We start from the raw sequence: 24,286 nt of genomic DNA, 5'->3' as shown, positions 1-24,286 counted from the left end.
AACTCCTGACCAGCTTTTGCCGATCAGGAGCTAATCCAGTGAAGCCGACGTAGGCGCTTATTGAATCACGACTTTCCGAACGGCCCGACCTTGCTCGGTTTGCAGTTCGAGAAAATAAGTGCCTGCCGGCGTCTGGCGTACGTCCAGCTGACCGTGCGGTTGGGTCAGCGTGGTCTGCTGCATCAGCTGCCCCGTGAGCGAAAAGAGCCGGACCTGGGCCTGGTACGTCTCCCGAGGCAGCGCAACGTTGAGCGTACCCTGCACCGGGTTCGGATACGTGTGCCACGTGTCGGTGGTGAGTGCATTGCGCTGCGAAGTCACTGCGTTGTAATAATCGTACGATTTGAGCCAGAGCGCCCACTGTTCTGTTTCCTGATCCCACACATACTGGGAAACCGCGTTGCGTTCGCCGGTCTCGTGGTAAGTGAAGCGATACTGGGACAGCTCTGCCCACACGCTATCGTATGCATACCAGACGTATTCGGTGGCTTCCAGTAGTTGGCCGCTGGGGGTGTACGCATAGGTAATCTGCATTTCGCCTGTCCAGTCGTCTTTTGCATCATCCCATTTGTAGCTGGTCCACGAGGCCAGGTGGTCGTTTTCGTCGTAGGTCACGTGCTGTTTCGCGATCGGCTCCATCGTCTCGGTAGCACGATCGAGGAGTGTCTGTACCAGCGTAACGGCACCTTCTGCCTCGTACGTGACCTGACCTTCTACGTACCCTTCGACCAGTTCGTCGTCGAGCCAGTAGTCGCTCGTAAAGCCTTGCCAGGTGCCGTCTTCCTCGTACGTGTAGTTGACTCGGCTGTAGAAACGGTCCTGCCATTGGTGCTGATAACTGTTCCAGGAAAACAGGTTGAGTTGCGTGAGCTGACCAGCTTCGTTATATACATTCGCTTCTTTTCGAATCCCGGTCCAAAGGCTATCGTCTTTGTCCCAATTATAGGATGCATCGCCGAGCCACAGCGATTGCACATGGGCCGGGTCATGATACCCTCTGGTGAGGTGCCAGATTACCTGCGTAGAAGGGGATGGGGCCTCCGTGGGCCGAGATTGCGCTTCTGAACGGGTGTAGTGTACCCAGTTTTCTTCGGTTGCATTCCACTCGTACCCATTAAGTAGCTGGGTAGAGGTTTCGCCCTGAGTGGTTACGGTAGGAATGTATTTAAGACTCTTTACCGAATCCTCCGGAGAGTGAAATCGGTAAGCTACCGTGCTGTCTAACCGAAGCGGTGCCTCGGCCGGCGGAAGCGCCAGCATGGGGTGCTTTGGGCTCGCCGACGGCGGCAGATCGGCCGTTCTGCCGTTGGAGAGGTGCGGCTGGGTTTGGGCAAACGCCAAACCGGTAGCGAACGAAAGTGCGGAAAACGTAAGGGTACGAATCATGTACGGAGCGGTTTAAAGAGGGGATTGAGAAAAATAGAGATGCGTGCGTCAGCGAGCTGCTGCCAACGTGCGGGTAAATGTAAGAACCGCAGGCAGGCAACCGACGGTAAAATCGACGCAGAGCTTACATGGTGGGGCGTGATCCTAAAACGAACGCAAAAGGCTCGGGGAGGGCCAGGAGGGAAAGGCGCTGGGGAAACGGGGCGATCTTCACCGACGAATACTACACCAAAGGGCGAGCGGGTGCAGGTCCTCTTCGCCGGTGTAAAAAAAGAAATCCCTCCCGCCACCACGTAGACTGCCGTCAAGTTAACAACAGCCGACACGGCGCGGGAGAGATCTGAATAGTTTGAAGAGAAGTCGGTTTACCGCTCGAACTGAATCGTGCGCAGGGTAATGATGTCTTCGTTGGGTTTGTCGCGCTTCACGACGACGAAATAAAGGTCGTGCCTGCCCTCAATGGGCTTGTCCAACACACTCGTCACGGCCCCGGAGCTTTCGCCGGTGGGCGTGTAGGCCACGCGGCTGATTACCGGCCCGGCGTACGAGTCCATCCGCACCTCGATTTCTCCGGCTTTGTTCCACGACGAGTAGCCGTAGGTGAACTGTTTGAGATGCGTCAGGTCGATGTTCCGCAGCATGATGTACGATTTGTGATCGCCCTCGCCCAGGCGGCCGCCCCAGTTCGTAAAGCCCTTGTATTCGTCGGCATCGGCGGTGTTGAGGCGGGCAGGGCGCAGGGTAATGACCTCCGCACCGGTCAGCGGTCCGACGGCCGTGCCGCCCTGGTCGGTGTAAGTCGCCACCAGCGTATACCGACCGCGCGGCTCTTTTTCCGCGTTATGATCGCGCAGCGGCAACGCACCTTGGGCGGGCAACAGCGCCTGCGCTTCCTTCGGTTCGCCGAGCGAGAAAATGTAGCGGACCATCTCTTCCGCATCTTTTTGGGAAATCTGCGGGTGCGCACTCATCACGTACTGCGTGCCCCAGTTGCCGCCGCCGCCCTGAATGATCTTCTGTGCCAACATGGCCTGTGCGCCAGCCTGGTCGTGGTAGCGTTCGGCGACGGCCGTAAACGACGGACCGACCGATACTTTGTCGACGGTGTGGCAGGCTTTGCAGTCGCTGCTGGCGATGAGCGTTTGCCCCAGCGAGGCAGACGCTGCCGTGGGTGTTTCCTGGTGCCCCAGTTGAGGGGCCTGCGGCAGAAGGCTCGGCTGTGGGTTGTAAGAGTACGTAACCTTGATGTTTTTCGGGTCGATGGAGGCGTCTTCCGGGTCGGTTACCTGCACGGAATAGTGAAACGGTTCGCCTTCCCAGTAGAACGATTTGTTGTTGGGCGTCCGGATGGTGACGGTGGGCGTGGTGTTACCCACTTTCACGGAAAGGGTGTCCATCGCCACCGCGCCGTCCTGGTCGGTGACCTTCAGAATGGCTTCGTACGTGCCGGGCTGGGTGTAGGTATGCGTGGCGCGTGCCGTGGTGGCTCCTACCGTTTTTCCGTCGAACAGCCACTGGTACGTCAAACGGTTGTCGTCGTCGGGATCAGTGCCGCGTCCCGTAACGGTCACCGTCAGCGGCGCTTCACCGGTTCGTTCCCGTAGGACCGTCGTGTGGTAACGCCGGTCGGAGGTCAGGTACGACCGTGATTGCGCCAGCGCGGTGGCAGTCGAGTCGTAGATGCTCGCACTGGCCACGGGCGGGCGGTTGCCCCGGTTATATTCGATCTTGACCAGGCGGGCGTCTTCGTTGTCGATGCCGTAGATGGACCCGTATTCCAGCATGTACATCACGCCATCCTGACCGAACGCCAGGTCGATCGGGCGCCGGAAATCGCCGTTCGACGCCATGAACGGCTCCACGCGCAGGTAGTTGTCGTTTTCGTCCACCCGCAGGGCCATCACCCAGTTGCGCATCCACTCGAAGATGAACAGCGCGCCGTCGTAGTATTCGGGGAATTTGGTCGGCGAATCGGAAGTTGGATCGAAGGTGTAGAACTCACCGGCCATCGCGCTGCGGCCGCCCACGCCCAATTCGGGGAATTCTTCGGAGGCGGCGTAAGGATAGTAGAGCATCGCCGGTTGGGCCGGGGGTAGTTCGCGCAGGCCGGTGTTGTTGGGTGATTCGTTCACGGGCGCCTGGGGATTGAATTTGGGACCGGCTTTCTCCGTCGCGAAATCCCAGTCGGCGTAGGCGTAATTGTTCCCGATGAAGTAGGGCCACCCGAAGTTACCGGCTTGCTTTGCCTGGTTGAATTCGTCGTAGCCACGCGGTCCCTGAATGCTGTCGTTGCCGGCGTCCGGTCCGATTTCCCCCCAGTACAGCACCGACGATTTTGGGTTCACGGCGATGCGGTAGGGGTTGCGCAGCCCCATCGTGTAGATTTCCGGACGGGTCTTGTCCATCCCTTTCGGAAAGAGGTTGCCTTCGGGAATCGTGTAAGTGCCATCTGCCTCGGGATGGATGCGGAGAATTTTTCCTTTCAGGTCGTTGGTGTTGGCGGCGGAGCGTTGCGCATCCAGGCTGTAGTATTCGTCGCCGGGGCGCTCGTCGATGGGCGCGTAGCCGTTGGAAGGGAAGGGGCTGGAACTGTCGCCGGTCGAGAGGTACAGGTTGCCTTCTTTGTCCCAGGCCAGCGAGCCGCCGTGGTGGGCACCGGAGTTTTTCTGCACCGGCACGGTCAGAAGCACCTTTTCGGAAGCGAGGTCGAGCGTGTTGTTGGGTTGCAGCGTGAACCGCGACAGCCGGAAGTCGATCGGTTCGCGGTCGGTCGGCGGCGTGTAGTAGACGTAGAGCCAGTGGTTGTCGTCGAAGTGCGGGTCGAGCGTCAGGCCGATCAGGCCCGTACCCCCTTGCAGTGCTACCGGAAACTGATGCACCACCGAGGCGCTTTGCGTGCGCGGATCGTACATCGACAGCTTGCCGTTTTTCAGTTCCGTGTAAAACACCCGCCCGTCGTGCGCCACGGCCACTTCCATCGGGTTGTCGAGGTCGTTGACCAGCACCGTCTTCACGAAGCGATTCTCTTCCGGCATTACCTGCGCGTAGGCTTTTGAGTAATCCAGCTGCGGCTGCCCGTCGGAGGTGCCTTTTCCCATGGCGTACTGAATGCCCCCCATCAGGTGTTGCAGGAACTGCGGTTCGGTATAGCTCTCTTCCGTGTGGCCGAGTCCGGTGTAAAATGCCCGCCCCCCGTCGAAGTCGTGGTACCAAGCAATGGGGTGGTTTGCGCCGTTGGTGCCGCCCTCGTACGTGTTTTCGTCGAGGTACATCAGCACGCGAATGCCCGGGTAAAACGATCGGTAGCTGTACCACTCGTCGCTGCGTTCCCAGTGCGCGGGCAACCCCGCCGTGGCCGGATGATTCGGATCGACGACATCGACCGTGGCCTTCCGCACGTTCGGGTCGCCGGGGTGGTTGGCGAAGTGTGCGCCCACCAGCTTGTCGTACCAGGGCCACTCGTATTCGGTATCGGCGGCGGAATGGACCCCGACAAAGCCGCCCCCCGCCTGAATGTAGCGCTCAAACGCGGCTTGCTGTTCAGGATTCAGGACGTTGCTCGTCGTGTTGAGGAAAATCACCGCCCGGTAGTGCCACAGGCTGTCTTCCGTAAAATAGGCCGCGTTCGTCGTCGTATCGACCGCAAATCCTCCTTCGCGTCCCAGTTGTTGCACGGCCGCGATGCCGTTCGGAATGGAAGAGTGGTGCCAGCCCCGCGTTTTCGAAAAGACGAGCACGCGCGCGCCGGCAGGGGAGGCCGTGCGGGCAGTCGTGGCCTCCTGCGCATTTCGGCAGGCATTCAGGGTGAAGAAGACGCAAAGGGCACCGAGCACGGCCCGGCGGAAAAATGTGGTGGACATAGGGGTGGGTTACGTGGGTTGTCGACCCGGCGAAGGCAACGGTTCGCCTTCTACACAAGTCGGGTTTTTACGAGGTAAACTAACAAAATCGTAGCGAAGCCCGATGGTACGGGCGTTTCGAATAATTTCATACGGGTACGGAATAAGGGCCTCTGTACCCAAGAGAGGTTTCGTCACCAAAACTTACTCTGTCGGGTAGGGCGCCATGCGACCACGCTTCAAAATGTACCGGATAAATCTGAAGAAAATTGGTGCGGAGCCAAAGGGAAGAGGAACGGCCGGTATCGCTGGCAACGTCCATCGCCAGGGCGAAAAAATTAAGGCACAACCTGGAAAACCGGTGTCGATACGTTGAATCGCTCCTGTTGGGTAGGCCCTTCCGCATCGATCCACAGGCGAATTTCACCCGTCTGTGCATGCGCGGGTACCCGGACCTGAAGGGAATCCGGGGTGCTTCGTACGAGCGGCTCGAATGGGCTGGCACCCGGTTCGGATTGATAGAAAGATCCGTCGGGTTCCATGAACGCTACTTTTACATGATCGGCATCCTGACCCAAATGTGCTCCATAGAGGGTGATGAGTGTGCCTACTGATCCGGAATCCGGCACGATACGGGTGACGACCGGAAGCGGATTTTCCGTGACCCGAAACAGGAACGTCGTCGGCGCAACGTCTTGGCGGCTCAGCGTGACTTCGTGCTGGCCAAACGGAAGGCCGGTGGGTACTTCTACGGTGAGTCGGGTGGGCGTGGCCTGCGTAACGGCGGCCCGCACCTCGCCGAACATCACCACGTTCTCGGCAGCCACGGCGCTGAAGGGTGAGCCTTCGAGCACAAACGTAGAACCCTTCTGGCCCGCTAGTGGAGTGATCGTATCGAGCTCAAAAAAGAGCTGAGGTTCTTTAGGCTCGCAACCTAGTGCAAAAGCTAGCAGAAGAATGTAAAGGGGCCATCTTGGTTTCATTGGCGTACGAAGTAGAATGGGAGTGACCTTTCATATTCAAACGCAAATAAAGCACAAAAAGCGTTGTGCTTTGGACGAAATTTTTGCGGTTCGGCGGGCCGTTGCGTATGCAACACAACCATAGACAAGAAACAACTTGTGGGTTACTGAAACGGGGCCGTTTCGGCTAGGCTTTCCGCCGGAGTTCCAGCACGGTGATTTCCGGCCAGATGCCCACGCGGCCCGAAAACCCTATGAACCCAAAGCCCCGGTTCACGTAGAGGTAGCGCCCCGTATCCGGGTCCTGCGCCAGGTCGGCCCAGTGCGGATAGCGGTACTCGACCGGACTCCAACGCACAGTCGGCGTTTCGATGCCCATCTGCATGCCGTGCGTGTGGCCCGAAAGCGTCAGGTGCACGTGGACCGGATGTTTGCGGACGATTTCGTCCCAGTGCGAGGGGTCGTGCGACAACAGGATTTTAAACGAGTCGGGGTCGACGCCTTCCAGCGCCTTGTTGAGGTCGCCCTTCTGAATGAAACCCTGTCCCCAGTTTTCTACGCCCAGGAGCGAGATTTTCTGCCCGTCTTTTTCCAGTGTCACGTTTTCGTCGAGCATCAGGCGGTAGCCCAGCTCCTGGTGGTGATTTTTCAGGCGGTTCATGTTCGCCTCCCGGTCGGCTTCGCTGTCCCACTGTACATACTCGCCGTAATCGTGGTTGCCCAGGATGGAGAACTGCCCGAAGGGCGCGCGGAGTTGTTGGAAATGGTTGATCCAGGGGACGATCTCTTCCGCGACGTTATTCACGATGTCGCCCGTAAAGACGAACAGGTCGGATTGTTGTGCGTTGGCCAGCTCGATGCCCCGCCGGACGGCCTCCCTGTTGTCGAAACTTCCGGAATGGATGTCGGACAGTTGCGTGATCGTGAAGCCGTCAAACGCTTCGGGCAGGTCGTCGAAGTAGATCGTTTTCCGGTGGACCGTGTAGTCGTACTTGCCCTTCACAATGCCGTAGAGAAACGAAAAGAACGGCAGCGCAGCCAGCCCCATCCCGACCTGACTCACGAACCGACGCCGGTCGGGCAGAAACTTGCCGGACGCGCGGCGGCGGACCAGACCACCGATCAGCCGGGTCAGGTCTTCGAACAGGAGAACCATTCCCCAGACCAGCTTGGTGATGAAAAACGTCAGGAAAATGCTGAAGACCCAGTAGGCCACCCCACCCAGCGAGCGGCGGTCGCCCACGGAGAAGAGCAGGAGCAGGGAGATCGTGACGCCCAGGGTTACGATCCAGAAGCCCCAGCGCACCGCCCGCTTGGCCCGTTCGGAACGCCAGTTGCGAATCAGCACGTCGATCGAACGCGCCACGTACCGATCCAGAAGCAGAGAAAGGGAAATGATGATTACGACCATCATCAGAAAGCCACCACGCATGTGAATAAACTATTTTTCGGCAAGTTAACCGGAGAATGTAACCCGAAACGGATAAAATTGGTTGCAGAGGTGGCTCGTCGGGATAAAAGGTCAGAATGAACTTCCTGAGGGAGGAGCCGTATTTACCAATACATTTTTAGAAAGAAACCCGTGCCTCCGGGCCGTGGCTATTTTTTATGAGACAACCCAAAAAAACCGTCGTGCTGGGCGCGACTCCCAATCCTTCGCGCTATGCCTACCGGGCGGTGCATGATTTGCTACGCAACGGCCACGAAGTGATTCCCGTCGGGCTGAAGCGTGGCACCGTGGCCGGCCTTGAAATTCAGAACGACCAGCCCCACATCGACGACGTCGATACCGTGACGCTCTACGTGGGGTCGCGAAACCTTGCCCCGCTACACGACTACATCCTGGGCCTGAATCCGAAACGGATCATCTTCAACCCCGGTACCGAAAACGACGAGTTGGAACAGAAAGCCCAGGAAAAAGGCATCGAAACCGTAGAGGGCTGTACCCTCGTGATGCTCTCGGCAGGAAGCTACTGAGCGTAAGGAAATGAGTGAATCAGTGAATTACTGAATGAGTGAATAGCGCAGGGCGCGTGGGGCAGAGGACAGTGAGTGAGATAGCGATTGAGTGAATGCGTGGATGAGTGAGTAGGCGCTTGGTGCATGGAGCGGAGGGTAAGAATGACGTCCGATGGCGGGGCCGGAGGAGCGTCCCGCCGGGGAACCGCTCCCGCCTAGGCTGGTCATCAAACGCAAGCGGCCGTCGGTCGGCTGGCTGGGCACAAGAACCGTCTGTAGTGGGCAGTCGGCAGTCTTTGTAAACAGTGCTCAAGGGGAGTATGGCGCATCTCCAACGCTATCTGAACTTTCAGCTTTAAACTCTAAACTTTGAACTCTTCACTCCACCACTTTTCAACTTTCTAACCCTTCAACTCTCCACTTTTTAACGCTTCATTTTTCCGATTCAAACCCGATGCGGACGTGGCGCCGGTGCAGCTGGCGGAGCGTTTCTTCGAAGGGCGGAAACCACGGTTGCGTGCGGTCGATGGGGTTGTGAAACAGGTAGAGGCAATCGAGGGCAGAGAGGTGGAGCAACGCCGACGGAAATTCGGTGATGTCGTTGTGCGAGACGTCCAGGTCGCGTAGGGCGTGCAGGCGCAGAATGCCCGGTGGAAAAAAATCGAAGAGGTTATGCTGCAGGTGCAGCACTTCCAGGTGGTGCAGGCGTTCCAAACCCGATGGCAGGTCCACCAGCTGGTTGTGGTGGAGGTACAGCTTTTGCAGGCGGGGCAGGTGTGTAATCGACTCGGGCAAGTAGGGCAGGCGGTTGTGCGAGAGATACAACACTTCCAGGTGCTGTAACCGGTCAATGTCCGGGGGCACTTGCGCAATCTGATTGTAGTAGACGTCCAGTTCCCGCAGGCGGTCCAGTTCCAGCACGCAGGGAGGAAACTCGGTCAGGTGGTTGTGGTAGAGAATCAGCGACCGGAGCGAATCGAGTTGTCCCACCACCGGGCAGACCTCCGACAATTCGTTGTTGGCCAGCGAAAGTGCCTGCAGGTGGGAGAGGAGCGTCAGTTCGGCGGGCAGCTCCCGGATGCCGTTACGCACCACATTGAGCGACCGGAGGTGCGACCCCAGCGCCCGCAGCGGCAACTGGCGCAGGTCGGCCAGTTGATTGTCGTTCAGGTGCAACTCCTGCAGCGCGCGCATGCGCCCTACGTTTTGGGGCAGGGCGGTCAGCGCATTGCGGTTCAGGAACAACGCTTCGAGGCCGCGCAGCCGTGGGTAGCGCCCGCGCAGGTGCGTCAGGTCGTTGTCCTGCAAATACAGCGTCCGGAGGGTGCGGTTCCGGCGAATTCGCAGTCGTTTGCCCGCCAGTTGATTCTTCGACAGGTTGAGCGTGTGAAGCGAGTCGAGGCGTTGCAACCGCCGGGGAATGGTGCGAATCGTATTCCCCGCCACGTTCAGTTCCTGCAGGTTCGGAAAACGGTACACCACGTCAGGAATCCGGGTGAGTCCTTCGTCGCGCAGCACCAGCGTGGTGACGGTGTCGGGCCGGGTGGTGGTACGGGCGGCTTCCCCGCCACGGAGCGTGCCGTGCTGCTGTGCCTGAGCCAGGCCAACTGCCACGAAAGAAGCAAGAAACCAGACAAACGCGCGCATACAAAAAGGGTCCTGACCAAAGATAGTCAGGACCCTTCAGGTTGTCAACTAATTGTTTAGTTGTTAGGCTGTGCTTTTAAGGTCAGCCGCTGTGTCGGCGTTGTCGGGTCGTTCGTGTACAACACCACCGAATAGCTACGTGCGCTGGCTTCCGGCGCTTCATTCATCGTAACCGACAGCGTGGTGCTCTGCCCGGGGGCCACTTCCTGCGACGTCACTTTCGGCGTCAGGCAGGCGCAGTTGGTGCGGATCTGGTGAATTTTTAGCGGCTTGCTGCCCGTATTTTTCAGCTGGAACGTGGCCGGGGCACCCTCGGCCAGCGGCTGGGTCATCTGGTCCAATTCCAGGTGGGCGTGCCGTTTGGCTTCTTCCGGCGTCATGTCCCGCGCTTCGTCTTCGATGGAGCCCAGCACAAACAACGGCAGGTAATTATACTGATCGCCTTCGCGGTACGGAAGTGTCAGCGAGTAGTTGAAGTAGCCGTAGCCTTCGCGTTTGGTGCCGTCGAAAACCACGTGGACGAAGCCCGTGTCATTCGGTGCCAGGGCCTGGGGCGTGACCGAAATCTTCGCCGGAATGACGCCGGGCGGCACCGGCTGGAACCGGATGGTGTCGTTGCTCTGGTTGAAAATCCGAAATGTGCTTTCCTTCTGCCCGGTTTTGGGCACCATGCCCAGGTTCAGGTAGCGCGAATAAATCCGCACGTTGCCCAGCTTGTCGGGAAAATAATCTTCTACCGTCCGTTCGCGCGGAATTACGTTGCCTTTGATGTGGAAGAGGCGGCGCACCGGATCGGCCGTGGAGTTGACGATGAGCGGGCGGTTGAAACCACCCGGCCGCCCCCGGGGGCTGAACGTCACTTCGATTACGCCTTCTTCGCCCGGAGCGATGGGCTTGCGCGGAAAGCGCACTTCCATACAGGTGCAGTCTTCTTCCACGTCGAGAATGTAGAGCGGTCCGCTGCCGGTGTTGGCAAACGGAAAACGGGCCACTTGTGGGCCGTCTACCTCCTGGATGGTACCGAAATCGTACGTGAGGTCAGTAACTTGCATTGTGGGGTATTGCGCCCACACAGAACCGGACCAGAGAAGCAGGAAGAAAGCAAAGAAAGTGCGCATGCAGGGTGTAACGTCTTGTAAGAGCGATTGAACAAAAATAGGTGTCACTTGAATAAAAGCAATATTATGCCGGTTAATATTTCCCGACGGGCGGTTTTCCTTCTCCGCTTCGGCCGATCCGTTACTTTTGCGCGCATTTAACCATCGAAATTCCATCATGTCGAGAATCCTGACTGGCATTCAAAGCTCCGGCAAACCCCACCTCGGAAACCTGCTGGGAGCCATTTTGCCGGCCATTGCGCTGTCGCGTCAGCCCGATGCACACGGGCGGTTGAACGAGTCGTTGTATTTTATTGCCGATCTGCATTCGCTCACGACCATCAAAGAAGCCGACGTGCGGCAGCAGAACACGCTGTCGGTGGCAGCGGCCTGGCTCGCGTGCGGGCTGGATACGAGCCAGCACATTTTGTACCGGCAGTCGCGCCTGCCCGAAGTGTGTGAACTGACCTGGTACCTCAATTGCTTCACGCCGTTCCCCATGCTGGCCAATGCGCATTCGTTCAAAGACAAATCGGATCGGTTGGCGGACGTCAACGCCGGGCTGTTTACATATCCGGTGTTGATGGCGGCGGATATTCTGCTATACGACGCCGAGGTGGTTCCGGTTGGGCGCGATCAGCGTCAGCACCTGGAAATTACGCGCGACATCGCCCAGGGTTTTAACAATCGCTACGGCGAAGTTTTCGTAGTGCCTGAGGCTCAGATCGATGAGCGGGTAATGACCATCCCCGGCCTGGACGGACAAAAGATGAGTAAATCGTACGGAAATACGATCGACGTGTTCCAGCCCGTCAAAAAACTGCGGAAAAACGTCATGCAGATCGTCACCGACAGCACGCCCCTCGAAGATCCGAAAGACCCCGAAACCGACACGGTCTATCAACTCTATTCGCTGCTGGCCACGCCCGAACAGACCGCCGAAATGGCGCGCAAGTACCGCGCCGGCAACTACGGCTACGGGCACGCTAAGCAGGAACTGTTCGAGTTGTTCGAGGCGCATTTCGCCGAAGAGCGCGAAAAGTTTGAGCATTACATGAATCACCCGGAAGAGGTCGAACGTATTCTTCAGGAAGGGGAACACCGCGCCCGCCTCATCGGCCAGAAGGTGCTGGAGCGCGTTCGCGGGGTGTTAGGATTTGCATAAAATCAGGTCACCTTCGGGTGACTTTTTTGCTTTCTGCCCGATACATGGCTGAAACCCAGTCCCATCGGGGGTGGGTGTGCTGGAAATTCCTGTTGAACGACCGAACCGCAAGCGTATGACACAGAAACTACTCTTATTCGTGCTGGTATGGCTGGTATGGGCCACCCCGGGGCAGGCGCAGGACCGCTCCCGAACCAACAACAACCTCCTGGTAAATGTCTCCACTCCCGGCAGTGCTTACGAGTACCAGTCGCGGAAAATGACCGGGAAATTTAACAAGAACCTCGACCGCTTCGAGTTCGAAGTGCCTCTTGTTTCGTTTCTGAGTCGTAGTGCGCCTCCGTTGTCGGAGTTGCTGCTGCCTGTGCAGGAACCGCTGTCCGACCAGAAGCTGTTCATCAACCTGAAACTGCCGGACCGTGCCCTGAACCTGGGTGATTTTCGGGGAAACCGGCGGCTGGAACTACAGGGTGAAGTGCGCGTGGGCGACATCACATTCAACACGCCGGTCGAGGTAGAAGGCCTGTTCCGGAACAATTCGGAGATGATTCTCAGCTTCGACATTCCCCTCACCGGCGAAATTCAGGCCCTGCGCGACCTCCACCTGGAAGAGATGCACCTGATTGCGCAGGATGTGCGCCTCTACTACGTCGTGTTCGACTGATACAACCGACGTTATCTTCTTAAAGCCGCGTTTCCGAAAGGGAAGGCGGCTTTTTTATGAAAAGGGAGTACCCATCGGAGTTTTCTGCCGTAGAATACTCCATGACACAGAAAAACCCAACCTCAACCAAAAAACCTGAAGTTGTAGTAATCACCGGAGCTTCGGCTGGCGTGGGACGCGCCACCGCCCGGGAATTTGGCAAGCGCGGTGCGAAAGTAGCGCTGCTGGCCCGCGGCGTGGACGGCCTGGAAGGGGCCAAACGCGATGTGGAAGTGATGGGGGGAGAGGCGCTGGTGATTCCGACCGACGTGGCCGATGCTACCGCCGTGGAAGCGGCCGCGCAGCAGGTGGAAGAAACGTTCGGACCAATCGATGTGTGGGTGAACAACGCGATGAACAGCGTTTTCGCCCCTTTTAAAGAAATTATACCCGCCGATTTTAAGCGCGTCACCGAAGTGACCTACCTCGGGCAGGTCTACGGCACCATGGCGGCACTGAAGTACATGCAGACCCGCGACCGTGGCACCATTATCCTGGTGGGGTCGGCGCTGGCATACCGCGGCATTCCGCTCCAATCGGCGTATTGTGGGGCCAAGCACGGCATCCAGGGCTTTTTCGATTCGCTGCGGGCCGAACTGAGCCACGACAAAAGCAACATCAACCTGACGATGGTGCAGCTCCCCGCCATGAATACCACGCAATTCGGCTGGGTAAAAACCCGCTTGCCCCACAAACCCCGCCCGATGGGGACGATCTACCAGCCCGAAGTGGCCGCACGCGCCATCACTTACGCCGTCGACCATCCGCGTCGCGAGTATTTTGTGGGCTACCCGACGTTTCAGGCCATCTGGGGCGACAAAATCTGGCCCGGCTTCCTAGATTGGTACTTAGGCAAAACCGGTATCAAGGGACAGCAAACCGATCAGCCCGAAGCACCCGATCGCAAAAACAACCTGTGGGAACCGGTACCCGGCGATCACGGTGCGCACGGCGATTTCGATGCCGAAGCGTGGGAATATTCGCCGGAAATGGCGCTGAGCCGCAACCGCGAGTGGATAGCGGCCGGACTGGGCTTTGCCTTGGCGATGGGAGCCGTGCTGATGGGCGTTAAAAAAGGACGCTAATATTATTTTTTGATAAGTCTAAAAATATAGATTTGGTGCGCTAAATTTGTGCAGATTTAGCAACTAACGTATGGCGCTGTCTTTTTCGGACCAGTCTTCGCTCCCGGAAGGGGGGGCATCGCTGGAAGAAGTACACGAAACGGTCGAGACGTCGGAGAAGAAAGGGTTTTGGCGAAAGCTGATGGCCTTTGTCGGACCGGCTTACCTGGTGAGTGTAGGGTACATGGACCCCGGCAACTGGGCAACCGACCTGGCCGGTGGGAGTCAGTTCGGGTACAAGCTGATCTGGGTGCTCTTGATGTCGAACCTGATCGCACTGCTGTTGCAGAGCCTGAGCGCACGCCTAGGCATCGTGCGGCGGCGCGACCTGGCACAGGCTTCGCGTGAATCGTATCCGAAGCTGATCAATTACTTTCTCTATTTTCTGGCCGAAGTGGCCATTGCCGCGACCGACCTGGCCGAAGTCGTCGGGATGGCCATCGGGCTGCAACTGCTGTTCGATTTGCCGCTGTTGATCGGCGTCAGCATCACGGTGCTCGACACGTTCCTGTTCTTGTTTCTGCAACGGCTGGGCATCCGCAAAATGGAAGCCTTCATTCTAGCACTGATCGGCGTGATCGGTCTATCGTTTCTGATCGAAGTGGTGCTGGCCCGCCCCGAACCCGCCGAAGTCGCCAAAGGCTTTATCCCGTCCCTGCCGAACGAGCAGGCGCTGTACATCGCCATCGGCATTATCGGGGCGACGGTGATGCCCCACAACCTGTACCTCCATTCGGCGCTGGTCCAGACCCGGAAAATCCGGCGGACGCCCCGAAAAATGCGGGAAGCACTGCGCTTCAACGTGATCGACTCGCTGGTGGCGCTCAACCTGGCCTTTCTGGTCAACGCGGCCATTCTGGTGCTGGCGGCGGCTACCTTCTTCCAATCGGGCATGTTCCATGTCGCCGAGATTCAGGACGCACACCAGTTGCTGGAGCGGTTTCTGGGGACCCAGTGGGCACCGATTCTGTTTGCCGTGGCGCTGATCGCGGCTGGACAAAGTTCGACCATTACCGGTACGCTGGCCGGACAAATCGTGATGGAGGGCTACCTGAACCTGCGGCTGCAACCCTGGCTGCGCCGCCTCATTACGCGGCTGATCGCCATTGTGCCGGCCTTTCTGGTGATCTGGCTGATGGGCGAAGAAGAAACCGGCCCGCTGCTGGTCCTGAGCCAAGTGGTGCTGAGCCTGCAACTGGGCTTTGCCATCATTCCCCTGATCCATTTCGTGAGCGATCCCATCACCATGGGCACGATGGTGATCAACCGGGGCGTGAAAATTCTGGCGTGGGTGTCGGCACTGATCATCGTGGTGCTGAACGCCAAGCTGACGTACGAGGAGATCTCGGCATGGATGGTGGCGGCGGGCGACCAGGCCATCTGGCTCTGGCTGACCGTGGTGCCGCTGGCGGTTTTTGCGGGGGGCGTATTGCTGTACATCACGTTTCAGCCGCTGTTTCAGCCGCAGCGCAAACCTTATTCGCACATGCCGCACGGGGGCGACCGCCCGCTGGTGCACCTCCCCGAATTGCACTACCGGCGCATCGCCATTGCCCTCGACTTTTCGTCTGTCGATCCATACGTACTGCAGCACGCGCTTTCGCAGGGCGAACCGCACACGGAATACCTGCTGATTCATGTGGTGGAAACCGTCGGAGCACTGGTGATGGGCCGGACCATCCGCGATCTGGAAACCGCCACGGACCGGCAGTACCTGGAAGCCTACGCTGAACAACTGAAGGAGAAGGGGTACAAAGTGCATTTCAAACTCGGGTACGGCAGCCCGAAAACGGCCATCGCCGACCTGGCGCAGGAATGGGCCGCCGATCTGCTCGTAATGGGCGGACACGGCCACCGGCTGTTCAAAGACATTCTGTTCGGTACCACCATTGAGGACGTGCGGCACCGCGTCACGATGCCCGTGCTGGTGGTACGCGAGCCCTGAACATGTAAAATCGTGTAACGTTTTCGGAGGGTTGTACGAATGTAAGAGAGGAAAAAGACTAGTTACCTGATAATCCTCCTTTCGTACATGACGACGTTACAGCACTCCCTGGGCAAACTGGGCTCCATTCTGGGACGGGGCATTCTGGCCGGATTGGCCGGTACGGCCGCGATTACGGTCTCGCAGATGATCGAAATGAAACTCACGCACCGCTCGGCCAGCGAAGCCCCCGTGCGGATCGGCAGCGAAGTGCTGGGCGTAGAACCCACCGGCAAACCTCATCCGCTGCACGAAAAACAGTACGGCAACAAAGCCACTAAAGACGCCCACACGGCCCGTTTTGCGCAGATCATGCACTGGAGTTACGGCACCAGCCTGGGCATTTCGCGCGGCTTCGTTGCGGCCACCGGCCTGAAAGGCTGGCCCGCCACCGCCGTCCATTTTGCCATCGTGTGGGGCACGGCGCTCGTTATGCTACCCAGCACCAAACAGGCCAAACCCATTACCGAGTGGCCCCCGGAACAGATCGCCATCGACTTCTGGCACCACGCCGTCTATGCCCTAGCGGCCGGCGCGGCTTACGACGCCATCGACGTAGACTAAGCTACCTCGGCGGGCGTAGGCAGATACAAGAAGAAGCCTCTGTTATGCAATGGAGAAAGATTCTCTGGTGCTCACGACTCAAGCGTTACGAGCACAGATAGAAACAATACGGTCAGCGACAGGAACCTCTGCCGAGATGGCGCTTCTGTTGACGGAGATCCAGGAACGACTCAGGGCGTTGGAGCATGCGTTAGCGCTGCCACCGGTAGCTCCTGACAAAGGGGCCGAATTTGCCGCACACTTCAATGTAGGCGCGCTCAACCTGGCAATTTTGCTGGTGCGGGAAGACCGAAAAGCGCTGGTACCGCTGGCCGAACGCATTCGTCTGTTGTCGGAACAATTGCGGGCGTTTTTTCCGGACCCACCGCGCCCGAGCCGTTTTTCGCGTTGGAAAGCCCGGCTCGGGCGGCTTCTGTCAAGAAAGTCGTAACTTTTGCAGGGCGGCGCACGCCTCCTCCACTGTAGCCACTCTGCCGTATGCGTTTTTCCACTTCTACTCTTTTTCAGGCCCCCACGTCCGACCGACCGCATTTCTGGTTCGGCCTTTTTGCGTTGGTGGCCGCAGGGTTGACGGTGGGGCAGGATTTTCTCCACGCAACTTACCACGCCTACGCGTTTTACCTCTCCGAATCGTTCCTGTTCAGCAGCTTCTGGGGCCTGTTTTTCCCCCTGTTGTACTTACAAACCCACCTCGCTCGAAAATACCAGACACGGAACGGGAGGCACGTGGGCGTGATGCTGGCCCTTGTGCTGCTGCACTTGGCGCTGGCCCCGCTGGTCATCACCGTGCTGTCGGGTATGCTCCTGGACCATACGTATGACTACACCACGGGTCTGCGCTACACCCTGGCCGAGGATGTCTACAAATGCCTGCTGGTGTACGGGCTGGCCGCGTGGGTACACGTTTGCGACCGGTCTATTCCTGCGGCCGCTGCCCGTACGACGGAACCGCAGCCGGTGCAGCGCCTCGCCGTGGGAACGGGACAAAAAACGCGGGTCATTCCGGTGGAAGACATTCTGTTCATCAGTACCGAACGGCCCTACCTCGTGCTACACACCGCCGGAGAAAAGCACCTCCACGCGTCGTCGCTCACGCAGCTGGCGGCGCAACTCGACGCCCGGCAATTCGTTCGCGTCCACAAATCCACCGTCGTGAACCTAAAGAAAGTGGTATCGTACCAATCGCGACGGAACGGCGACTACGACCTGACGCTGCAAAACGGCGCGGTGGTGCGGATGAGCCGGCGGTACAGCGGCGACTTCAAAGCCCGGATGGGGTAGCCCTTACGCCTCCGGTCCGCCTAAAAACGCCACCGGTCCGCCCATTTCCCGCCCCCGGGCGTTGACAGCGTGCCGGGGAAAGGGGATTTTCCGGACATGCTAGATCGTCACTCCCTTCTCTTTTTTTGCTGCCTTTGCCTGAGTTTCACCCAATGTCAGGGACAGCCCCCCCGTGCCGCCGTGACCGGAGAGCGTATCGGCGGACCTTGCGAAACCTGCGAACTGATGTACATCGCTCCACCCGACCAGATCGACGCGGTCGATACCAGCGCGGGTTGGTGGGAAGCGGGGCAGAAGCTTCTGGTGACCGGTACGGTCTATCAACCCGACGGTCGTACGCCCGCGCCGAACGTCCTCCTGTACTACTGGCAAACCGACCACCGTGGCTATTATGCGCCTAGCGACGACATGCCAACCAGCACCGCGCGTCACGGGCACATCCGCGGCTGGCTGAAAACCGACGAGCGGGGGCATTACGCACTCTACACGATTCGTCCGGGGCCATATCCGAACCGCGACATTCCGGCGCATATCCACGTGTTGGCGAAGGAGCCCGACCTTCCGAACGAGTATTACATCGACGAGTGGGTCTTTGACGACGACCGCTTGCTGACGGGTGCGAAACGCCGGGCGTTGGAAAACCGGGGCGGCAGCGGCGTGCTGCGCGTGGAGGAAACCGACGGAAGGCAAGTCGCGGAGCACAACGTTGTGTTGGGGCTGCACATTCCCGGTTATCCGAAACGCGGCACCTCGGAAGGCGGGGCGCGGTCGGGACTGCACATTGGCGAGGACCAGCCGTCGTTTACGCCATTCCATGCGTGGGGACCCGACCGGGGCACGCGCACCTGTCCCGTCTGCAAGTACGGCCGCCACCAGGGCATCCTCTACTTTGTGGGCAACCACCCCGATTGGGACGAGATACGCCTGTGGTTGCAATTTCTGGAAGCAGAAAGCGTCCGGCGAAACGAATTTCTGAAAGTCTACTTCGTGTACGGCAACGAAAACGGCTATGAGCAAGCGGCCCGCGTGCGGGAATTGTCTGACCTCGGCGAGGCGCTGTCGCTTCAACACGTTGCCCTGACCTTCGTGCCTTCCTTTGCCGATACAGCCTCCGACATCCACCTCAACCGCCTCAACCCGGACGTCGGCAATACGTTCGTGGTGTACCGCCGCAGCAACATCGTGGAGAAGTGGATCGACCTGAAACCCACCCCGGTGAATTTCCAGCGCATCAGCCGCCTGCTCGACCGGACCCGCAGTCCATCCGTCGCACTGCCTGACCCGGCGATCCGGTGACCCGGCGGCGCACGGAGATGATAAAGTTGCACCACTCCGCCACCCACGAGGGGTATAGGGTAGAGAAGTGCCTGTGTATCAGCGCAATCGTCGGATTTCTACAACGTTTTTTGGGGCTATAACGGCCTTCTTTGTCCCCGTAAATAAAGGACTTATGAAAACGTTCGTTGAATCGATCCAAAGGCCGGTAGGCATGTGCTTGCCAAAGCCCCTCCTTACCCTGTTTGTGGTCATCGTGGCCGTGAGTGCCATGACGAGTTGCACCCCCCACGAAGATCCGGTAGACCCCACGCCACAAACCCAGGTGCCCGACGAACTGGTGGGTGCGTGGGACGACGGCAGCCTGGATTTTGTTCGGTGGGAAAACTATCCAGCAGGCTACTGGGCCGGACGCAACGCCGTCCCGACCCGAGAGGCCATGGTGTTTCAGAAGAATGGGGAGGCCAGGTTTTACCGGTATGAGCATGCCGGCAACCTCTATGAGGAACTGATCGACTGCTCCGGCACGGTGGCGTTCCACGGAGATGGAACCTTTACGTTCTACCCACTGCGGGGACGCAAGCGGTTCCACACGTTTCTGCATCCGGAAGATGATGTAGACCGCGCCCTCACCAGCGAAGAGCTGACCCAGCCGAAGCTGGCCGGCAAGCGGGCGTACGTATACGACGGCTCGACGACGCCCCCGATCGTGCGCATCACCGTGCCTGGTTCGGCACCCTACAATTGGTACAAGAAGGAGTAATCCGGCGAGGAGGCGGTGCATTTGTAGCGAGAATCCCGTAAACTGCGGTCACTTTTATCCCACTAACCCATACGCCACCATGGATTACCGCTACCTGGGCCGCTCCGGCCTCAAAGTTTCGACCCTCACCCTCGGCACGATGACCTTCGGAGGAAAAGGCAAATTCGCTTCCGTCGGCAATTCGGACGTCAACGAGGCGCGCCGCATCGTCGATGCCTGCGTGGAGCGGGGCGTTAACCTGCTCGACACGGCCAACGTCTATTCCGGCGGCGTCTCGGAAGAAATCATCGGCGAGGTGCTGAACGGCAAACGCCCGAACGATTTGCTGATCGCCTCGAAGGCCCGGCTGCGCAACGGCGACGGCCCCAACGACAGCGGCTTTTCGCGCTACCACCTGATCCGCGAGTGCGAACGCAGCCTGAAGCGCCTGCGCACCGACGTGATCGACATTTACTTCATGCACCAGTGGGACGGCAGCACGCCGCTGGACGAAATGCTGGAGACGCTCGACACGCTGGTGAAACAGGGGAAAATTCGTTACATCGGGTGCTCGAACTTTTCGGGGTGGCACATCATGAAGGCGATGGAAACCAGCCGCGCGAACCACTGGCAGCGTTTCGTCACGCAACAGATTCATTATACGTTAGAGGCCCGCGAGGCAGAATACGAACTCCTGCCGATTGCGGTCGATCAGGGACTGGGCGTGCTGGTGTGGAGTCCGCTGGCCGGTGGATTGCTCTCGGGCAAGTACCGCCGCGACCGGACCCAACAGGAGGGAACCCGCTTCACCGGAGGCTGGACCGAACCACCCATCCGCGACGAAGCCCGCCTCTGGGACATCGTAGACGTACTGATGGACATCGCCGACAACCGGGGCGTCTCGGGGGCGCAGGTATCGCTGGCGTGGTTGCTGACCCGCCCGGCGGTGTCTTCGCTGGTGATCGGTGGGCGGAACATGCAACAGATCGAAGACAACCTCGCCGCGGCCGAACTGCAACTCACCGACGAAGAACTCACACGCCTGAATGAAGTGAGTCAGCCGCCGCTCATTTATCCGTACTGGCACCAGGCCAACCTTGCCAAAGACAGCTTCCAGGCCCCTGACCAGGCCCTGCACCACCGGGTGTAAGCACCGGGATGGAAGGTATCCCGCATCGGATCAGCTCGCTGTCTGCGGTTCGTTGATTTCGTTTTCCTCTTCGCTGGCTGAGGCGTAATACAGCGAATTCAGGTAGAGGATCTCGATCACCAGCACGACCAGCACCCCAAGCAGATAGTAGAGCATGGCGGGTTGGAATGCGATCAGGGCAGAGAGGAGGAACACCGCCGCCGTGAGCACCAGCGAAAGGCGGAAGCGGCGTTTGAGGGGCCGGACCCGTTTCAGCACTTCCACGAGCCCCATGATCAGGCTGATGCTGGTCAGAAACACGGCCACCGCGTAGCCGAACAGGGGACGCAGGGCCCGCGCCTCCTCGTGCGGATCAAAAAAGGAAGTAAAACTCACCGCCATCAGCCCTAGTGTGATCAGAGGGGGAATGTACAGCAGCTCCAGGGCGGACGCTTTGATAAACCCTTTTTGAGCCTCGCCCCGCCAGACCAGCGTAAAGAAAATCCACCACAGGGCGAAGATGATGGCGAGGGCCAGAGCGAAGTTGAGCCAGGCCAGGAAATCCATCTCTTGCGTATCGCTGACCCCATTGATCACGCCCAGCACCAGTTCGCCGAAGACGATGATGGTAAACAACCCCAGCCGCTCGAACATGCTGGGCGTCATGTCTATGTTTCGTGAAGAACGGCGCAGCAACCCTTGCGAGATGAAGGGCGGGGCGTAATTGCAAACAAGCACCACGGGCAACAGCCAGGTCAGCCACCGCTCGGGAAACACCAGGCTAAGTCCCATCAGCCCCAGCGACAACAGGTACAGCACGGTGTACGGCCGACTGTAGGGGCGGTGGGACGGGTCGTAAAAACCGACGCTCCACCACAGGTAGGTGATGAAAAACTGCATGACCATGAAGACGACCGTGACGTGGACGTGGTTCGGGTCCGGCAGCGACAGCGTGATGCTGAGGGCAGCAATGATCATCATCTGCCAGAGGGTCATCAGACGGGTACGCAACCCTTCGTTGCCGTGCAGGTCGTAGTACAGACTGCCGTTCAGCCAGCCCCAGAAAATCAGGCAGAATAGTCCGGCGTATTCAAAAAAGCTCCCCAAGCTCACGTGCTCCGAGAAATGGTGCGTGATCCGGGATATGGCAATCACGTAGACCAGGTCGTAAAAAAGCTCGAGCCAACTGACGCGCCGGTCCCGCTCGGGTTGATCAAACTTTTTGGGCGGCCCCCACCACGCGGCCGAACTGAAACCGAAGTGCATATCGAGAAGAAAAGAGATGAACCGGTGATCAGGAGAGGGCTGACCACCGGCGTGTTGTGATTCAGCGTTGTAGAAGTACTTTCTCACGTTTCGAGAGGCGGTAGCTCCTGAAAAGCGAAAGTACGGAACAGAATGAGGATTGCCACCGCATCGATTCCCGGATGCCCTTCGGTGTTTTTGCTAAAGCAAAGCGAATTTCGGCTAAAACGGTCTGCCGGCGGTCGTCGACCTTTGCCTCATCAACAACTAAATAGATGATGAAAGCAATCAGAATTCACGAATTTGGCGGACCGGAGGTCATGCGCCTGGAAGAAATCGAACGGCCGGTTCCTGCTTCCGACGAAATTTTACTAAAAGTGTATGCCAGCGGGGTGAACGCGGTCGACTGGGTCGTTCGCCAGGGGGGAACCGAAGCGATGAAACCGTTCCTGACCTTACCCATGACGCTGGGGTGGGATGCGGCCGGCATAGTCGAAGAAACAGGGGCCGACGTGACGACACTGAAAAAAGGCGATGCCGTGTACGGGGTACCTAATTTCCCCGGGGATGGGAGTTACGCCGAATACGTGGCCGCCAAGGCCAGTCAGTTTGCTTTGAAGCCCAAGCGCCTCCGTTTCAACGAAGCCGCAGGTGTCCCGCTGGCCGCGCTAACGGCCTGGACGGGCATGTTTGCCGCTGGCAAGCTGGAGGCAGGGCAACGCATCCTGATCCAGGGGGCTTCCGGAGGGGTAGGAAGTTTTGCGGTGCAGTTTGCCAAAGCCAAAGGAGCGTACGTCATCGGCATCGCTTCCGCCCGTAATCACGCGTACCTCAAACAATTGGGGGCCGATGAAGTCATTGATTATAAAACCCAATGCTTCGAAAAGTTGGTGCGCGACCTGGATGTGGTGTTGGAGGCATCGCCCCTCCGAGATAATCAGGAGCGATTGAAAGCCGTACGCGTCTTGAGAGAAGGCGGCATCTTCTCCAGCGTCAACGTCGATTTTCCGTTCAATGAGGAAGTGATGGCCGCGCTGGCTCAGAAACAGGCCCAAGGTGAGCTTGTCAATAACCAACCCCGTCAGGAATGGTTACAAGAGATCGCCCAATTGATCGACGACGGCCACGTGCGGGTATCGGTCAGCAACGTGTTTCCGTTGGCAGAAGTGGCTGAGGCCCATCGTGAAAGTGAAACGTGGCATATACAAGGGAAACTGGTGTTGGAAATCAGAAAAGAAGAGGAACGTGGATGAAGCATTTTAAAACGATCAGCGAATTTCATCGGTTCAGGGAATTACCCCCGCCGCAGCATCCGCTCCTCAGTGTCTTCAGGGTGGACGACGTGAAACATTTGCATCCGGACGAACCGACGAATTTGGTGTTCGATTTCTATGGCATCTCCCTCAAACGAGTGGCGAATGTCAAGGTAAAGTACGGACAAGAGCCATTTGATTTCAACGAAGGCATCCTGTCGTTCATGGCTCCCCAGCAGGTCATCAGCCTGGCGTTCGAGCGGGACGAAGAAATTAAGCAATCGGGATGGGTGATCTACATTCATCCCGATTTTTTATGGAACACACCGCTGGCTAAAACCATCAAACAATACGATTTCTGGGACTACACGCTCCGGGAGGCCCTGTACCTCTCCGAAAAAGAAGAAGCAACGATCAACCAGATCATCGAAAACATTCAGCGGGAATACCAGGCGAACCTGGACCACTTCAGCAAGAAGATCATGATTGCGCAGCTCGAAAGCCTACTCTCGTACGCCGAGCGGTTCTACCACCGCCAGTTCCTCACCCGCGAAAAGGCGAATCATCAGCTTCTGACGCGTCTGGAAACCCTCCTGGAAGACTATTTCGCCAGCGATGACCTTGCGCGGCGCGGGCTGCCCACCGTACACTACGTGGCCGACCAGCTCCACCTGTCGCCCAAGTACCTGAGCAGTGTCCTGCGCGTGTTGACGGGACAAACCACCCAGCAGCACATTCACGAAAAGCTCATCGCCAGGGCTAAAGAACAACTCTCCACCACAGACCTCACCGTGAGCGAGATCGCCTATGCGTTGGGGTTCGAACACCTGCCGTCGTTCAGCAAACTCTTCAAGATCAAGACCAGCCAGTCACCCCTGGAATTCCGGCAGTCATTTCAGTGAAGTTAAAAGCGAGTTGGCCGTCAAATCGC

At 58.4% G+C, this 24,286-nt stretch carries 20 protein-coding genes; 13 read left to right on the top strand and 7 right to left on the bottom strand.

Annotation, left to right across the window (positions count from 1 at the left end; genetic code table 11):
- Positions 1-57: 57 nt before the first annotated feature.
- The 4 genes from BLR44_RS16770 to BLR44_RS16755 all read right to left on the bottom strand — a co-directional run bounded on the left by BLR44_RS16770 (position 58) and on the right by BLR44_RS16755 (position 7,619).
- On the bottom strand, positions 58-1,386 hold the full coding sequence (locus BLR44_RS16770) for a T9SS type A sorting domain-containing protein (RefSeq protein WP_089684055.1): 1,329 nt from the start codon (positions 1,384-1,386) through the stop codon (positions 58-60).
- 365 nt (positions 1,387-1,751) lie between these two features.
- On the bottom strand, positions 1,752-5,246 hold the full coding sequence (locus tag BLR44_RS16765; RefSeq protein ID WP_089684053.1) for a ThuA domain-containing protein: 3,495 nt from the start codon (positions 5,244-5,246) through the stop codon (positions 1,752-1,754).
- Positions 5,247-5,563: 317 nt separating this feature from the next.
- Positions 5,564-6,208: an IPT/TIG domain-containing protein gene (locus tag BLR44_RS16760; RefSeq protein WP_089684051.1), complete on the bottom strand. Its 645-nt coding sequence runs from the start codon at positions 6,206-6,208 to the stop codon at positions 5,564-5,566.
- Positions 6,209-6,374: 166 nt separating this feature from the next.
- Positions 6,375-7,619, bottom strand: a complete 1,245-nt coding sequence (locus tag BLR44_RS16755) for a metallophosphoesterase (RefSeq protein ID WP_245706094.1) — start codon at positions 7,617-7,619, stop codon at positions 6,375-6,377.
- A 176-nt stretch (positions 7,620-7,795) separates the two neighbouring features.
- Between BLR44_RS16755 and BLR44_RS16750 the strand changes: the two genes are divergently transcribed.
- Complete coding sequence (locus BLR44_RS16750; RefSeq protein WP_089684049.1) at positions 7,796-8,164, top strand: CoA-binding protein; 369 nt, start codon at positions 7,796-7,798, stop codon at positions 8,162-8,164.
- Positions 8,165-8,578: 414 nt separating this feature from the next.
- On the opposite strand, the gene BLR44_RS16745 is transcribed toward BLR44_RS16750, so the two are convergent.
- Positions 8,579-9,793, bottom strand: coding sequence for a leucine-rich repeat domain-containing protein (locus BLR44_RS16745; protein ID WP_089684047.1), 1,215 nt, complete (start codon positions 9,791-9,793; stop codon positions 8,579-8,581).
- Positions 9,794-9,849: 56 nt separating this feature from the next.
- Positions 9,850-10,911, bottom strand: a complete 1,062-nt coding sequence (locus tag BLR44_RS16740) for a DUF1573 domain-containing protein (RefSeq protein WP_176956083.1) — start codon at positions 10,909-10,911, stop codon at positions 9,850-9,852.
- Positions 10,912-11,068: 157 nt separating this feature from the next.
- On the opposite strand from BLR44_RS16740, the gene trpS reads away from it, so the two are divergent.
- From trpS to BLR44_RS16690, 10 genes are all read left to right on the top strand, one after another.
- Positions 11,069-12,055: a tryptophan--tRNA ligase gene (gene trpS, locus BLR44_RS16735; RefSeq protein ID WP_089684180.1), complete on the top strand. Its 987-nt coding sequence runs from the start codon at positions 11,069-11,071 to the stop codon at positions 12,053-12,055.
- Between the two features lie 115 nt (positions 12,056-12,170).
- Positions 12,171-12,719 carry a hypothetical protein gene (locus tag BLR44_RS16730; protein WP_143017339.1) on the top strand — a complete coding sequence of 183 codons (549 nt, stop codon included), beginning with the start codon at positions 12,171-12,173 and terminating at the stop codon, positions 12,717-12,719.
- 101 nt (positions 12,720-12,820) lie between these two features.
- Positions 12,821-13,843 (top strand): SDR family oxidoreductase, encoded by a 1,023-nt coding sequence (locus BLR44_RS16725; RefSeq protein WP_089684041.1) that lies wholly within the window; start codon positions 12,821-12,823, stop codon positions 13,841-13,843.
- A gap of 70 nt (positions 13,844-13,913) precedes the next feature.
- Positions 13,914-15,827, top strand: coding sequence for an Nramp family divalent metal transporter (locus BLR44_RS16720; protein WP_089684039.1), 1,914 nt, complete (start codon positions 13,914-13,916; stop codon positions 15,825-15,827).
- 87 nt (positions 15,828-15,914) lie between these two features.
- Positions 15,915-16,430 (top strand): hypothetical protein, encoded by a 516-nt coding sequence (locus BLR44_RS16715; RefSeq protein WP_089684037.1) that lies wholly within the window; start codon positions 15,915-15,917, stop codon positions 16,428-16,430.
- A 136-nt stretch (positions 16,431-16,566) separates the two neighbouring features.
- Positions 16,567-16,860 carry a hypothetical protein gene (locus tag BLR44_RS16710; protein WP_089684035.1) on the top strand — a complete coding sequence of 98 codons (294 nt, stop codon included), beginning with the start codon at positions 16,567-16,569 and terminating at the stop codon, positions 16,858-16,860.
- 47 nt (positions 16,861-16,907) lie between these two features.
- Entirely contained in the window at positions 16,908-17,711 is an 804-nt protein-coding gene (locus BLR44_RS16705) for a LytR/AlgR family response regulator transcription factor (RefSeq protein WP_089684033.1), read from the top strand.
- Between the two features lie 225 nt (positions 17,712-17,936).
- Positions 17,937-19,007 (top strand): dioxygenase family protein, encoded by a 1,071-nt coding sequence (locus tag BLR44_RS16700; RefSeq protein ID WP_245706093.1) that lies wholly within the window; start codon positions 17,937-17,939, stop codon positions 19,005-19,007.
- A gap of 154 nt (positions 19,008-19,161) precedes the next feature.
- The gene (locus tag BLR44_RS16695) at positions 19,162-19,749 is read left to right on the top strand and encodes a hypothetical protein (RefSeq protein WP_143017338.1); all 588 of its coding nucleotides are present in this window, start codon (positions 19,162-19,164) and stop codon (positions 19,747-19,749) included.
- 79 nt (positions 19,750-19,828) lie between these two features.
- Entirely contained in the window at positions 19,829-20,878 is a 1,050-nt protein-coding gene (locus BLR44_RS16690) for an aldo/keto reductase (RefSeq protein WP_089684027.1), read from the top strand.
- 30 nt (positions 20,879-20,908) lie between these two features.
- Here BLR44_RS16690 and BLR44_RS16685 read toward each other — a convergent pair whose 3' ends face one another.
- Positions 20,909-22,210 (bottom strand): low temperature requirement protein A, encoded by a 1,302-nt coding sequence (locus BLR44_RS16685; RefSeq protein ID WP_143017337.1) that lies wholly within the window; start codon positions 22,208-22,210, stop codon positions 20,909-20,911.
- Positions 22,211-22,380: 170 nt separating this feature from the next.
- Between BLR44_RS16685 and BLR44_RS16680 the strand changes: the two genes are divergently transcribed.
- Complete coding sequence (locus tag BLR44_RS16680; protein ID WP_089684178.1) at positions 22,381-23,355, top strand: NADP-dependent oxidoreductase; 975 nt, start codon at positions 22,381-22,383, stop codon at positions 23,353-23,355.
- Positions 23,352-24,257 (top strand): helix-turn-helix domain-containing protein, encoded by a 906-nt coding sequence (locus tag BLR44_RS16675; RefSeq protein ID WP_089684023.1) that lies wholly within the window; start codon positions 23,352-23,354, stop codon positions 24,255-24,257. The genes BLR44_RS16680 and BLR44_RS16675 overlap by 4 nt, the downstream gene beginning before the upstream one ends.
- Positions 24,258-24,286: the final 29 nt, after the last annotated feature.

This window comes from Catalinimonas alkaloidigena (genome assembly GCF_900100765.1).
Taxonomy (GTDB): Bacteria; Bacteroidota; Bacteroidia; order Cytophagales; family Flexibacteraceae; genus Mooreia; species Mooreia alkaloidigena.
This window is presented reverse-complemented; position numbering and strand designations above follow the sequence as displayed.

Bases quoted from the DNA above. Each gene is read 5' to 3' on its own strand.
- BLR44_RS16760 (WP_089684051.1), bottom strand. From the start codon at position 6,208: ATGAAACCAAGATGGCCCCTTTACATTCTTCTGCTAGCTTTTGCACTA.
- BLR44_RS16710 (WP_089684035.1), top strand. From the start codon at position 16,567: ATGGCGCTTCTGTTGACGGAGATCCAGGAACGACTCAGGGCGTTGGAG.
- BLR44_RS16725 (WP_089684041.1), top strand. From the start codon at position 12,821: ATGACACAGAAAAACCCAACCTCAACCAAAAAACCTGAAGTTGTAGTA.
- BLR44_RS16680 (WP_089684178.1), top strand. From the start codon at position 22,381: ATGAAAGCAATCAGAATTCACGAATTTGGCGGACCGGAGGTCATGCGC.
- trpS (WP_089684180.1), top strand. From the start codon at position 11,069: ATGTCGAGAATCCTGACTGGCATTCAAAGCTCCGGCAAACCCCACCTC.
- BLR44_RS16700 (WP_245706093.1), top strand. From the start codon at position 17,937: ATGTACATCGCTCCACCCGACCAGATCGACGCGGTCGATACCAGCGCG.
- BLR44_RS16720 (WP_089684039.1), top strand. From the start codon at position 13,914: ATGGCGCTGTCTTTTTCGGACCAGTCTTCGCTCCCGGAAGGGGGGGCA.
- BLR44_RS16715 (WP_089684037.1), top strand. From the start codon at position 15,915: ATGACGACGTTACAGCACTCCCTGGGCAAACTGGGCTCCATTCTGGGA.
- BLR44_RS16745 (WP_089684047.1), bottom strand. From the start codon at position 9,793: ATGCGCGCGTTTGTCTGGTTTCTTGCTTCTTTCGTGGCAGTTGGCCTG.
- BLR44_RS16755 (WP_245706094.1), bottom strand. From the start codon at position 7,619: ATGCGTGGTGGCTTTCTGATGATGGTCGTAATCATCATTTCCCTTTCT.
- BLR44_RS16695 (WP_143017338.1), top strand. From the start codon at position 19,162: ATGAAAACGTTCGTTGAATCGATCCAAAGGCCGGTAGGCATGTGCTTG.
- BLR44_RS16690 (WP_089684027.1), top strand. From the start codon at position 19,829: ATGGATTACCGCTACCTGGGCCGCTCCGGCCTCAAAGTTTCGACCCTC.
- BLR44_RS16675 (WP_089684023.1), top strand. From the start codon at position 23,352: ATGAAGCATTTTAAAACGATCAGCGAATTTCATCGGTTCAGGGAATTA.
- BLR44_RS16740 (WP_176956083.1), bottom strand. From the start codon at position 10,911: ATGCGCACTTTCTTTGCTTTCTTCCTGCTTCTCTGGTCCGGTTCTGTG.
- BLR44_RS16705 (WP_089684033.1), top strand. From the start codon at position 16,908: ATGCGTTTTTCCACTTCTACTCTTTTTCAGGCCCCCACGTCCGACCGA.
- BLR44_RS16770 (WP_089684055.1), bottom strand. From the start codon at position 1,386: ATGATTCGTACCCTTACGTTTTCCGCACTTTCGTTCGCTACCGGTTTG.
- BLR44_RS16750 (WP_089684049.1), top strand. From the start codon at position 7,796: ATGAGACAACCCAAAAAAACCGTCGTGCTGGGCGCGACTCCCAATCCT.
- BLR44_RS16730 (WP_143017339.1), top strand. From the start codon at position 12,171: ATGACACAGAAACTACTCTTATTCGTGCTGGTATGGCTGGTATGGGCC.
- BLR44_RS16765 (WP_089684053.1), bottom strand. From the start codon at position 5,246: ATGTCCACCACATTTTTCCGCCGGGCCGTGCTCGGTGCCCTTTGCGTC.